This is a genomic window from Mycobacterium sp. 1245805.9, from assembly GCF_001672915.1.
GTDB lineage: Bacteria > Actinomycetota > Actinomycetes > Mycobacteriales > Mycobacteriaceae > Mycobacterium.
In genome coordinates this window covers 1-12190 of sequence record NZ_LZKR01000079.1, presented here as the reverse complement: position 1 = coordinate 12190, position 12190 = coordinate 1, and the positions used below count along the sequence as shown (strand labels likewise).

General features: G+C 70.7%; 12 protein-coding genes. 11 read left to right on the top strand and 1 reads right to left on the bottom strand.

What is annotated here, in order from left to right; all coding sequences use genetic code 11:
* Positions 1-26: 26 nt before the first annotated feature.
* From A9X00_RS12110 to xerD, 11 genes are all read left to right on the top strand, one after another.
* The gene (locus tag A9X00_RS12110) at positions 27-815 is read left to right on the top strand and encodes a tetratricopeptide repeat protein (RefSeq protein WP_082975134.1); all 789 of its coding nucleotides are present in this window, start codon (positions 27-29) and stop codon (positions 813-815) included.
* A gap of 1 nt (position 816) precedes the next feature.
* The gene (locus A9X00_RS12105) at positions 817-1815 is read left to right on the top strand and encodes an HAD hydrolase-like protein (RefSeq protein WP_067153209.1); all 999 of its coding nucleotides are present in this window, start codon (positions 817-819) and stop codon (positions 1813-1815) included.
* Between the two features lie 12 nt (positions 1816-1827).
* Positions 1828-2013 carry a hypothetical protein gene (locus A9X00_RS12100; RefSeq protein ID WP_067153207.1) on the top strand — a complete coding sequence of 62 codons (186 nt, stop codon included), beginning with the start codon at positions 1828-1830 and terminating at the stop codon, positions 2011-2013.
* 8 nt (positions 2014-2021) lie between these two features.
* The gene (locus A9X00_RS12095) at positions 2022-2831 is read left to right on the top strand and encodes a TlyA family RNA methyltransferase (protein WP_067153205.1); all 810 of its coding nucleotides are present in this window, start codon (positions 2022-2024) and stop codon (positions 2829-2831) included.
* Positions 2828-3748, top strand: coding sequence for an NAD kinase (locus A9X00_RS12090; protein WP_067153203.1), 921 nt, complete (start codon positions 2828-2830; stop codon positions 3746-3748). The genes A9X00_RS12095 and A9X00_RS12090 overlap by 4 nt, the downstream gene beginning before the upstream one ends.
* A 7-nt stretch (positions 3749-3755) precedes the next feature.
* Positions 3756-5507 carry a DNA repair protein RecN gene (gene recN / locus A9X00_RS12085; RefSeq protein WP_067153201.1) on the top strand — a complete coding sequence of 584 codons (1752 nt, stop codon included), beginning with the start codon at positions 3756-3758 and terminating at the stop codon, positions 5505-5507.
* Between the two features lie 279 nt (positions 5508-5786).
* Positions 5787-6968, top strand: a complete 1182-nt coding sequence (steA, locus tag A9X00_RS12080; RefSeq protein ID WP_067153198.1) for a putative cytokinetic ring protein SteA — start codon at positions 5787-5789, stop codon at positions 6966-6968.
* Positions 6969-6991: 23 nt separating this feature from the next.
* Positions 6992-7936: a copper transporter gene (locus tag A9X00_RS12075; protein WP_067153197.1), complete on the top strand. Its 945-nt coding sequence runs from the start codon at positions 6992-6994 to the stop codon at positions 7934-7936.
* A 140-nt stretch (positions 7937-8076) separates the two neighbouring features.
* Positions 8077-9828 (top strand): CTP synthase, encoded by a 1752-nt coding sequence (locus A9X00_RS12070; protein ID WP_067153195.1) that lies wholly within the window; start codon positions 8077-8079, stop codon positions 9826-9828.
* Positions 9821-10444 carry an NUDIX hydrolase gene (locus tag A9X00_RS12065; protein ID WP_067153211.1) on the top strand — a complete coding sequence of 208 codons (624 nt, stop codon included), beginning with the start codon at positions 9821-9823 and terminating at the stop codon, positions 10442-10444. Before A9X00_RS12070 ends, A9X00_RS12065 begins: the two co-directional genes overlap by 8 nt.
* Positions 10441-11382, top strand: a complete 942-nt coding sequence (xerD, locus tag A9X00_RS12060) for a site-specific tyrosine recombinase XerD (protein ID WP_067153193.1) — start codon at positions 10441-10443, stop codon at positions 11380-11382. The genes A9X00_RS12065 and xerD overlap by 4 nt, the downstream gene beginning before the upstream one ends.
* A 73-nt stretch (positions 11383-11455) precedes the next feature.
* On the opposite strand, the gene A9X00_RS12055 is transcribed toward xerD, so the two are convergent.
* Entirely contained in the window at positions 11456-12190 is a 735-nt protein-coding gene (locus A9X00_RS12055) for an O-methyltransferase (RefSeq protein WP_067153191.1), read from the bottom strand.

Sequence of the window (12190 nt, the reverse complement as noted above, 5' to 3'; positions counted from 1 at the left end):
GGCGCCGCGTCCGTATCCTTTGCAGAGTGGTCGACGACAGGCAGGGGCACGGCGGTAGGCGGGGACCGCGCAAGGCATCCGGCGCCTGGTCGGGTCCCGGCCGCGCCCGGCCGGCGCAGCCGCGCACCGGTGACACGGACGATCGCCCGCAACACGACGGGCCCCCGATACCGCCCGGCGTTGAAGCCAAGCAGCTGGCGCCCGAAATCCGCGGCGAGCTGAGCACGCTGGACCGTGCCACGGCCGACGCGGTGGCGCGACACCTGGTCGCGGCCGGCGAGCTGATCGACGAGGACCCCGAGGCCGCGCTGAAGCACGCCCGCGCGGCGCGGGCCCGGTCCAGCCGGATCGCCGCGGTCCGCGAGGCCGTCGGCATCGCCGCCTACCACTGCGGCGACTGGGCCCAGGCGCTGGCCGAACTGCGCGCCGCCCGCAGGATGGGCAGCAAGTCGCCGCTGCTCGCGCTGATCGCCGATTGCGAACGCGGACTTGGCCGTCCGGAGCGGGCGATCGAACTGGCGCGCGGCGAGGAGGCGGCCCAGCTGTCCGGCGACGCCGCCGACGAGTTGCGCATCGTCGCCGCCGGCGCCCGCGCGGATCTCGGCCAGCTCGAGCAGGCGCTGACCGTTCTGTCCACCCCGCAGCTGGACACCAGCCGCAGCGGCTCGACCGCGGCCCGGCTGTTCTACGCCTACGCCGATACGTTGCTGGCGCTCGGCCGCAACGACGAAGCGCTGGAATGGTTCCTGCGCTCGGCGGCCGCCGATATCGACGGCGTCACCGACGCCGAAGAGCGCGTCGGCGAGCTTGCCTGAGATGAAAACGATTGCGCAGCAATACGATTGCCTGTTGGTCGACCTGGACGGCACCGTCTTCCGCGGCGCCCAGCCCACCGAGGGCGCCGTGCGGTCGCTCGACGAGGTCGAAAGCCGCAAGCTCTATGTGACCAACAACGCCTCCCGCAGCGCCGACGAGGTGGCGCTGCACCTGCGCGAGCTCGGCTTCACGGCGGCCGCGACCGACGTCGTCACCAGCGCCCAGAGCGCGGCCCGGCTGCTCGCCGACCAGTTACCGCCGGAATCGCGCGTGCTGATCGTCGGCACCGACGCGCTGGCCAACGAGATCGCCGCCGTCGGGCTGCACCCGGTGCGCCGCTACGACGACGACCCCGTCGCCGTCGTGCAGGGCCTGTCCACGACCATCGGCTGGCCGGACCTCGCCGAGGCCGCCCTGGCCATCCGCGCGGGCGCGCTGTGGGTGGCCGCCAACGTCGACCCGACCCTGCCCACCGAGCGCGGCCTGCTGCCCGGAAACGGATCGTTCGTGGCCGCGCTGCGGGCCGCCACCGGCGCCCAGCCTCGGGTCGCGGGCAAGCCGGCGCCGCGGCTACTGCAGGACGCGGTGGCCCGCGGCGACTTCCGCGCGCCGCTGGTGGTCGGCGACCGGCTGGACACCGACATCGAGGGCGCCAACGCCGCCGACCTGCCCAGCCTGATGGTGCTCACCGGCGTCAGCACCGCCCGCGACGCGGTGTTCGCCGACCCCGTCCGCCGGCCCACCTACATCGCCCATGACCTGCGCTCGCTGCACTCCGACGGCGAGGCGCTCGCGGTGAAGGCGCAGCCCGGCTGGCACGTCGACGTCGGGGACCAGGCGGTGACCGTCAGCGCCAACGGCGCCGACGAGGGCGACGGGCTGTCGGTCGTCCGGGCGGTCGCGCACGCGGTGTGGGGCGCCGCGGCGGACGGGACCGTGCGCATCGAGGCGGCCGACGCGCGCGCCCGGGACGCGCTGCAGCGCTGGTCTCTGGACTAGCGTAGGGACGCGATGACTATCGATCCCGATCAGCTTCGCGCTGAAATAGATGCCCTGGTCGCCCAGCTGTCGGATATCGGGGATCCGGAAAACTCCGAACACGAGCCGTCCCTCGCCGAGCTCGAAGAGATAGCGCGCCGCCTCTCCGAGGCGCACGACGTGCTGCTGGCCGCGCTGGAGTCGGCGGAGAAGGGCTGAGTACCGCCGTGGCACGACGTGCCCGCGTCGACGCCGAGCTCGTTCGCCGCGGGCTCGCCCGCTCCCGCCAGCAGGCCGCGGAGCTGATTGGCGCCGGCAAGGTGGCCATCGATGGCATGCCCGCGCGCAAGCCCGGCACCGCCGTCGACGTCACCGCCGCCCTGACCGTCAAAGACGACGACGAGCGCGGCTGGGTGTCGCGCGGGGCGCACAAGCTCATCGGCGCCCTGGACGCCTTCGGCGTTCCCGTCGCGGGGCGCCGCTGCCTGGACGCGGGCGCGTCGACGGGAGGGTTCACCGAGGTGCTCCTGGATCGCGGGGCGACCGAGGTGGTGGCCGCCGACGTCGGCTACGGCCAGCTGGCCTGGTCGCTGCGGTCCGATTCCCGGGTGATCGTCGTCGAGCGCACCAACGCCCGCGCGCTGACGCCGGAGGCCATCGGCGGCCCGGTCGACCTGGTGGTGGCCGACCTGTCATTCATCTCGCTGGCCACCGTGTTGCCCGCGCTGATTGGATGCGCTTGGCCCAGCGCGGATATCGTTCCCATGGTGAAGCCGCAGTTTGAGGTGGGCAAGGGCCAGGTGGGCCCCGGCGGTGTCGTCCAGGACCCCGGCCTGCGCGCTGACGCGGTGCTGCGGGTCGCGCGGCGGGCGGGGGAGCTGGGCTGGCAGGCCGTCGACGTCACCGCCAGCCCGCTGCCGGGCCCGTCGGGCAATGTCGAATACTTCTTGTGGCTGCGCGCCGAGACCGATCGGGGGCTATCTGCTGATGGGCTGGTGGACGCGGTGGGGCGCGCGGTGGAAGAGGGCCCGCAATGAACTCTGAGCGCACCGTGCTGATGGTGGTGCACACCGGCCGCGAGGAAGCGACCGAGACCGCGCGCCGGGTGCAGAAAGTGTTGGGCGACAACGGGATTGGCCTGCGGGTGCTGTCCGCCGAGGCGGTCGACCGCGGACCGCTGAACCTGGCCCCCGACGACATGCGGGCCATGGGCGTCGAGATCGAGGTGGTCGACGCCGAGCCGTCGGCGGCCGAGGGCTGCGAACTGGTGCTGGTGCTCGGCGGCGACGGCACCTTCCTGCGCGCGGCCGAATTGGCCCGCAACGCCGGGATTCCGGTGCTCGGCGTCAACCTGGGCCGCATCGGCTTCCTCGCCGAAGCCGAAGCCGAGGCAATCGACCGGGTGCTCGATCACGTGGTGGCCCGGGACTACCGGGTGGAGAACCGCCTGACGCTGGACGTCGCGGTGCTGCACAAGGGCCACGTCGAACACGGCTGGGCGCTCAACGAGGTCAGCCTGGAAAAGGGCCCTCGGCTGGGCGTGCTGGGGGTGGTCGTCGAGGTCGACGGCCGCCCGGTGTCCGCGTTCGGCTGCGACGGGGTGCTGGTGTCGACGCCGACCGGCTCCACCGCCTACGCGTTCTCGGCCGGCGGCCCGGTGCTGTGGCCCGACCTGGAGGCAATCCTGGTGGTGCCCAACAACGCTCACGCACTGTTCGGCCGGCCCATGGTCACCAGCCCCGAGGCCACCATCGCGATCGAGACCGAGGCGGACGGGCACGACGCCCTGGTGTTCTGCGACGGCCGCCGCGAAATGAGGATCCCGGCCGGCAGCCGGATCGAGGTGACCCGCTGCGACACCCCGGTCAAGTGGGCGCGGCTGGACAGTGCGCCGTTCACCGACCGCTTGGTGCGCAAGTTCCGGTTGCCGGTGACCGGTTGGCGCGGAAAGTGATGACCGAGTGCTTACCGAGATACGCATCGAGTCGCTGGGAGCCATCAGCGCCGCGGTCGGGGAGTTCGGCCGCGGCCTGACGGTGCTGACCGGCGAGACCGGCACCGGCAAGACGATGGTGGTGACCGGCCTGCACCTGCTCGGCGGGGGCCGCGCCGACCCGAACCGGGTCCGGTCCGGTGCCGACCGTGCCGTCGTCGAAGGCCGTTTCACCACAACGGATCTCGACGACGAGACGGCGGCGCAGCTGGACGCGATCCTGGGCGACCTGGGCGCCGAGCGCGACGAGGACGGCAGCGTGATCGCGCTGCGCTCGGTCAGCCGCGACGGGCCGTCGCGCGCCTCCCTTGGCGGGCGCAGCGTGCCCGCCAAGTCGCTGGGCGACTTCACCACCGAACTGCTCACCCTGCACGGGCAGAACGACCAGCTGCGCCTGATGCGGCCCGAGGAACAACGCGGCGCGCTGGACCGCTTCGCCGAAGCCGGTCCGGCCCTGGAGCGCTACCGCAAGCTGCGTGAGGCGTGGCTGACGGCGCGGCGCGACCTCATCGACCGCCGCGACCGAGCCCGCGAGCTCGCGCAGGAGGCCGACCGGTTGCAGTTCGCGCTGAACGAGATCGACACCGTCGACCCGCAACCCGGCGAGGACGACGCGCTCGTCGCCGACATCGTGCGACTGTCCGAACTGGACACGCTGCGCGAGGCCGCCGCCACCGCGCGGGCCGCGTTGTCGGCCGACGACGGCGACGGCCTCGGCCAGGGCGCGATCGACAGCCTCGGAAAGGCAAGGGCCGCACTGGAATCGACCGACGACGCGACGCTGCGTGCGCTGGCCGGCCAGATCACACAGGCGCTGACGGTGGTCGACGACGCGGCCCACGAACTCGGCGGCTTCCTCGACGAGCTGCCCGTCGACGCCAGCGCGCTGGAATCCAAGCTGGCCCGCCAGGCCCAGCTGCGCACGCTGACCCGCAAGTACGCCGCCGACATCGACGGGGTGCTGCGGTGGGCGGCCGAATCGCGCGAGCGGCTCGCCCAACTCGACGTGTCCGAAGAGGCGATCACCGCGCTGGAACGCCGCGTCGATGAGCTGGCGCGCGAATTAGGCGACGCCGCAGTCGATCTCAGCAAGGTTCGGCGCAAGGCCGCCAAGCGGCTGGCCAAGGCGGTGACGGCGGAACTGTCCGGGCTGGCGATGGCCGACGCCGAATTCACCATCGAGGTCGCCACCGACGTCGCGACCGACCCGGACGATCCCGCCACCCTGACGCTGCCCTCGGGCGAGCCGGCCCGCGCCGGCGCCGACGGCATCGACCAGGTCGAGTTCGGCTTCGCCGCCCATCGCGGCATGACCGTCCTGCCGCTGGCCAAGAGCGCGTCCGGCGGCGAGCTGTCCCGGGTGATGCTGGCCCTCGAGGTCGTCCTTGCCGCCTCGGCGGCCGGCACCACCATGGTGTTCGACGAGGTGGACGCCGGCGTCGGCGGGCGGGCCGCGGTGCAGATTGGGCGGCGGCTGGCGCGGCTGGCCCGCACCCATCAAGTCATCGTGGTCACCCACCTGCCGCAGGTCGCCGCGTACGCCGACGTGCACCTGGTGGTGCACAGCGCCGGACCGAAGGGCACCAGCGTGGTGCGCCGGGCGAGCGGCGACGACCGGGTCGCCGAGCTGGCGCGGATGCTCGCGGGCCTGGGCGACTCCGACAGCGCCCGCGCGCACGCCCGCGAACTGCTCGAGACCGCCCAGGGCGAGCAGGACTAAGCGTGCCTCCCCGCGAGCGTGCGTGTCTGCACGTCGACACGCCGCCCGGGCCGTACAACTGCGCACCCTCGCCGCGACCAACCCGTTGGGCCGCCGGCCCCAATTCCGCGAGCGTGCGTGTCTGTACGCCGACACGCCGCGAACCCCGTACAACTGCGCACCCTCGCCGCGACCAAACCGGGATGACCCTGTTACCAATGTGACGCTAGATAACTTCTGAGGCTAATGTTACGGCGCGCCTCCTCGCCTCGCCCTGCCTTCGCGGACAGAATCGCCCCCATGAAGATGTCAGGCCTGCTTTCGCGTAACACCTCCCGGCCGGGCCTCACCGGCACCGCCCGGGTCGACCGGAACATCGATCGCCTGCTGCGCAGGGTGTGCCCCGGCGACATCGTGGTCCTCGACATCTTGGATCTGGACCGCATCACCGCGGACGCGTTGGTGGAGGCCGACATCGCCGCCGTGGTCAACGCGTCACCGTCGGTGTCGGGCCGCTACCCGAACCTCGGGCCGGAGGTCTTGGTCAACAACGGGGTGACCCTCATCGACGACACCGGGCCCGACGTCTTCAAGAAGGTCAAGGACGGCGCCAAGATCCGCCTCTACGAGGGCGGCGTGTACTCCGGCGACCGCCGGCTGGTCCGCGGCACCGAGCGCACCGACCACGATATCGCCGACCTGATGCGGGAGGCCAAGAGCGGCCTGGCCGCCCACCTGGAGGCCTTCGCCGGCAACACGATCGAGTTCATCAAGAGCGAGAGCCCGCTGTTGATCGACGGCATCGGCATCCCGGACATCGACGTCGACCTGCGCCGTCGCCACGTGGTGATCGTGGCCGACGAGCCCAGCGCCGAGGACGAACTGCGCTCCCTCAAACCGTTCATCAAGGAGTACCAGCCGGTGCTCATCGGCGTCGGCACCGGCGCGGATGTGTTGCGCAAGAACGGTTATCGACCGCAGATCATCGTCGGCGACCCCGACCAGATCAGCACCGACACCCTCAAGTGCGGCGCCCAGGTCGTGCTGCCCGCCGACGCCGACGGCCACGCGCCCGGCCTGGAGCGCATCCAGGACCTCGGCGTCGGGGCGATGACCTTCCCGGCCGCCGGCTCCGCGGTCGACCTGGCCTTGCTGCTGGCCGATCACCACGGCGCGGCGTTGCTCGTGACGGCCGGCCACACCGCCAACATCGAGACGTTCTTCGACCGCAACCGCACCCAGAGCAACCCGTCGACGTTTCTGACCCGGCTGCGGGTGGGGGAGAAGGTGGTCGACGCCAAGGCGGTTGCGACGTTGTACCGCAACCACATTTCGGGCGGTGCCATCGCGCTGCTGGCGCTGACGATGCTGATCGCCATCATCGTCGCGCTGTGGGTGTCGCGTACCGATGGCCTGGTGCTGCACTGGATGACCCACTACTGGAACCACTTCACCCTGTGGATAGGGCACTTGCTCACATAGTTTCTCGACGAACGGTGCGGTAAATGATCTCGTTACGCCAACACGCACTATCCCTGGCCGCGGTCTTTTTGGCGCTGGCCGTGGGCGTCGTGCTGGGGTCGGGATTCCTGTCGGACACCCTGCTGTCCAGCCTGCGTGACGAGAAACGTGACCTGTACACCCAGATCAGCGGGCTGAACGACCAAAAGAACGCGATGAACGAAAAGCTGGCCGCCGCAAACAATTTCGACAATCAGCTGGCCGGCCGGATCGTGCACGACGCGCTGGGCGGCAAGTCGGTGGTGATGTTCCGCACCCCGGACGCCCGCGACGACGACGTCGCGGCGATCGTGAAATTCATCGGGCAGGCCGGCGGAACCGTCGTCGGAACGGTGTCGCTGACCCAGGAGTTCGTCGACGCCAACTCCGCGGAGAAGTTGCGGACGGTGGTCAACTCGTCGATCCTGCCCGCCGGGCAGCAGCTGAGCACCAAGCTCGTCGACCAGGGCTCGCAGGCCGGCGACCTGCTCGGCATCGCTCTGCTGATCAATGCCAACCCGGCCACCGCGCCGATCGACGACCCGCAGCGCGACACCGTGCTGGCCTCGCTGCGCGACACCGGGTTCATCACCTATCAGCCTGCCGAGCACCTCGGCGCGGCCAACGCCGCGCTGGTCGTCACCGGCGGCTCGTTGCCCCAGGACGCCGGCAATCAGGGCGTCAGCGTGGCCCGGTTCGCGGCAGCGCTGGCACCGCACGGCTCGGGCACCCTGCTGGCGGGCCGCGACGGTTCGGCGGCGGGGGGCGCAGCGGTCGCCGTGGCCCGCGCCGACGCCGGCATGAACTCGGCGATCAGCACCGTCGACGACATCGAGGCCGCGCCGGGACGGATCACGACGGTCCTGGGCCTGCACGATCTGATCAACGGCGGGCACGTCGGGCAGTACGGCACCGGCCACGGGGCCACCTCGATCACCGTGCCCCAGTAAATCGACAGTGGGCCCTCGCTAGGGCGTGTTCGCGGCGCGGCGGCGTGCCTGATGTTAGGGTGGATTTCCGTGGGTCGGCAGGCCCAGCTAGTTAAATGCTAGACAAATCCAAGCCCTGCCCGTCTTCACGGAGGTCGCCAGTGCGCAAGCACCCGCAAACCGCCACCAAGCACCTCTTCGTCAGCGGTGGGGTTGCTTCCTCGCTCGGCAAGGGGCTCACCGCCAGCAGCCTGGGGCAGCTACTGACGGCCCGCGGGTTGCACGTCACGATGCAGAAGCTGGACCCCTACCTCAACGTCGACCCGGGCACCATGAACCCGTTCCAGCACGGCGAGGTGTTCGTCACCGAGGACGGGGCAGAGACCGACCTCGACGTCGGCCACTACGAGCGGTTCCTGGACCGCGACCTGTCCGGCTCGGCGAATGTGACCACCGGGCAAGTGTATTCGACCGTCATCGCCAAGGAGCGGCGCGGCGAGTACCTCGGCGACACCGTCCAGGTGATCCCGCACATCACCGACGAGATCAAGCGACGCATCCTGGCCATGGCGCAGCCGGACGCCGACGGGCACCGCCCGGACGTCGTCATCACCGAAATCGGCGGCACCGTAGGCGATATCGAATCGCAGCCCTTTCTGGAGGCGGCGCGCCAGGTGCGCCACGACCTCGGCCGGGAAAACGTGTTCTTCCTGCACGTGTCGCTGGTGCCGTACCTGGCACCCTCGGGCGAGCTCAAGACCAAGCCCACCCAGCACTCGGTGGCCGCGTTGCGCAGCATCGGTATCACGCCGGACGCCCTGATCCTGCGCTGCGACCGCGACGTCCCCGAGCCGCTGAAGAACAAGATCGCCCTGTCGTGTGACGTCGACATCGACGGCGTCATCTCCACCCCGGACGCGCCGTCGATCTACGACATCCCGAAGGTGTTGCACCGCGAGGAGCTCGACGCGTTCGTGGTGCGCCGGCTCAACCTGCCGTTCCGCGACGTCGACTGGACCGAATGGGACGACCTGCTGCGCCGGGTGCACGAGCCGCACGAGACGGTGCGAATCGCGTTGGTGGGCAAGTACATCGAGCTGTCCGATGCCTACCTGTCGGTCACCGAGGCGCTGCGCGCCGGTGGGTTCAAGCACCACACCAAGGTCGAGATGGTGTGGGTGCCCTCCGACGAGTGTGCGAATTCCCACGACGCCGCCGCCGCGCTGAGCGACGTGCACGGGGTACTGATCCCCGGCGGTTTCGGCATCCGCGGCATCGAGGGCAAGATCGGCGCCATCCGGCACGCCCGGGGGCGGGGACTGCCGGTGCTCGGGCTGTGCCTCGGGCTGCAGTGCATCGTGATCGAGGCCGCACGTTCGGCCGGCCTCACCGAGGCCAACTCGGCCGAATTCGAGCCGGGCACACCGGATCCCGTCATCTCCACGATGGCCGACCAAGAGCACATCGTCGCCGGCAACGCCGACCTCGGCGGCACCATGAGGCTGGGGGCCTACCCCGCCGTGCTGGAGCCGGATTCGATTGTGGCCCAAGCCTACGGCGCGACGGAGGTGTCCGAGCGACACCGGCACCGCTACGAGGTCAACAACGCCTACCGCGACAAGATCGCCGAAAGCGGGCTGCGCTTCTCGGGCACCTCGCCCGACGGCCACCTGGTCGAGTTCGTCGAATACCCGCCCGAAGTGCACCCGTTCATCGTCGGCACGCAGGCCCACCCGGAGCTCAAGAGCCGGCCCACCCGGCCGCACCCGCTGTTCGTCGCCTTCGTCAAGGCCTCGCTGGACTACAAGGCGGGCGAGCAGCTTCCGGTGGAGATTCCCGAGCAGTCGTCCAATGGCAATCAGCATCGTGACAGCGTTCAGCGGCCGCTACCCGAGCCCGCGACCCGTGGCTGAGCACGTCTTCGAGACGGCGTCATCCGAAACGCTGCACACCGGAAAGATTTTCGCGCTGCGCCGCGATCAGGTCCGCATGCCCGGCGGCAAGCTCGTCACCCGTGAAGTCGTCGAGCACTTCGGCGCGGTGGCCGTGGTGGCGATGGACGACGACGGCAACATCCCGCTGGTCTATCAGTACCGGCACGCGTTCGGCCGGCGGCTGTGGGAGCTGCCCGCCGGGCTTCTCGACGTCGGCGGCGAGCCGCCGCAGCTGACCGCCGCCCGCGAGCTGCACGAGGAGGCCGGCCTGAAGGCCGACACCTGGCGGGTGCTCGTCGACCTCGACTCGACGCCCGGCTTCAGCGACGAGTCGGTGCGCGTCTACCTGGCCACCGACCTCACCCAGGTGGATCGGCCCGAGGCGCACGACGAAGAGGCCGACATGACGCTGCAGTGGTATCCGCTGGAACATGCCGTCGACAAGGTGTTCAGGGGCGAGATCGTGAATGCCATTGCGGTGGCGGGGATTTTGGCCGCGCACGTCGCCACCGCCGAGTTCACGATGACGCGCCCGCCCGGCAGCCCGTGGCTCGACAAGCCGACCGCGTTCGCCGCGCGAAAGGCCGCGCAATGACGGCGCCGGTTCTGGACACGCAGCTGCAGGGCTACCTCGACCACCTGACCATCGAGCGGGGCGTGGCGAAGAACACGCTGACCTCCTATCGACGCGACCTGCGCCGCTATTCGAAGCACCTGTCCGACCGCGGAATTCATGACCTGGCCAAGGTCGGCGAGGACGACGTCAGCGAGTTCCTGGTGTCGCTGCGGCGCGGCGATCCCGAGGCCGGGACGGCGGCGCTGTCGGCGGTCTCGGCGGCACGGGCGCTGATCGCGGTGCGCGGCCTGCACCGGTTCGCCGCCGCCGAAGGCCTGGCCGAGCTGGACGTGGCGCGGGCCGTGCGGCCGCCGACGCCCGGCCGCCGGCTCCCCAAGAGCCTCACCATCGACCAGGTGCTGGCGCTGCTGGAAGGCGCCGGCGGGGACAGCCCGAGCGACGGCCCGCTGACGCTCCGCAACCGTGCGCTGCTGGAGTTGTTGTACTCCACCGGATCTCGCATCTCCGAAGCCGTCGGCCTCGACGTCGACGACATCGACACCGAGGCCCGCTCGGTGCTGCTGCGCGGCAAGGGCGGCAAGCAGCGGCTGGTGCCCATCGGGCGCCCCGCCGTGCAGGCGCTGGACGCCTACCTCGTGCGCGGCCGCCCCGACCTGGCGCGCCGCGGCCGCGGGACGCCGGCCATCTTCCTCAACGCCCGCGGCGGCCGGCTGTCGCGGCAGAGCGCGTGGCAGGTGCTGCAGGACGCCGCCGAGCGCGCCGGCATCACCTCCGGCGTGTCACCGCACATGCTGCGGCATAGCTTCGCCACTCATCTGCTGGAGGGCGGCGCGGACGTCCGCGTCGTGCAAGAGCTATTGGGGCACGCCTCGGTGACGACGACGCAGATCTACACGCTGGTCACCGTGCACGCGCTGCGCGAGGTGTGGGCGGGCGCGCACCCGCGCGCGCAATAGTTGGCGCGAGCAGACGCAAACTCGCACTAGATCGCCTGTTTTCGTGCGATTCTGCGACTGCTCGCGGGGCAACCTAGCCCAGGTATTCGGACTCCAGCACCAGGTCGGACACCATCGACTGGTACTCGACGTGCGTCTTGTGCTCGACGGTGTTCCACGCCTTGCCCTGCTGCTGGCGCATGTATTCGCGGTACTTCGGCGCACCGGGGATTCTCACGTTGTCGGCGACGACGATCGTGCCCGGATGCAGCCAGCCCCGATCGACGATGCGCATCAGGTCGCCCAGGTAGGCGTCCTTGTCGTGATCCAGGAACACGAAATCCAATGCGCCCGAAGTGAATCCGTGCTCACCCGCCAGCGCGTCCAGCGTGCGCCCGCCGTCGCCGATGGTGCCGACGACACAGGTGATCCGGTCGGCCACGCCGGCGTGCTCCCAGATCCGGCGGGCGTTGGCGGCGTTGGCCTCGGCGAGCTCGACGGAATACACCTTGGCCTTCGGGGCGGCGCGGGCCATCCGCAGCGCGCCGTAGCCGCAGTAGGTACCCAGCTCGAGCGCCAGCGCGGGATCGGCACGACGCACCGCCGCGTCGAGCAGGAGGCCCTTCTCGTCGCCGATGCTCATCAGCATCGACTTCTCGTAGGCGAACTTGTCCAGGGCGGCCAGGGCGTCGTCGATGTCGCCGGGCCGGGCGTTCCGCAGCACGTATTCCGCGGCGGCCGCCTCGCGCCCGTCACCAATCTGACCCGTCGTGGTGATGTTGCGCACGCCGGCGGCCATCCGCCACACCGACCAGCGCAGGATGGGCAG

Bases quoted from the DNA above. Each gene is read 5' to 3' on its own strand.
- A9X00_RS12100 (WP_067153207.1), top strand. From the start codon at position 1,828: ATGACTATCGATCCCGATCAGCTTCGCGCTGAAATAGATGCCCTGGTC.
- A9X00_RS12090 (WP_067153203.1), top strand. From the start codon at position 2,828: ATGAACTCTGAGCGCACCGTGCTGATGGTGGTGCACACCGGCCGCGAG.
- A9X00_RS12105 (WP_067153209.1), top strand. From the start codon at position 817: ATGAAAACGATTGCGCAGCAATACGATTGCCTGTTGGTCGACCTGGAC.
- steA (WP_067153198.1), top strand. From the start codon at position 5,787: ATGAAGATGTCAGGCCTGCTTTCGCGTAACACCTCCCGGCCGGGCCTC.
- A9X00_RS12075 (WP_067153197.1), top strand. From the start codon at position 6,992: ATGATCTCGTTACGCCAACACGCACTATCCCTGGCCGCGGTCTTTTTG.
- xerD (WP_067153193.1), top strand. From the start codon at position 10,441: ATGACGGCGCCGGTTCTGGACACGCAGCTGCAGGGCTACCTCGACCAC.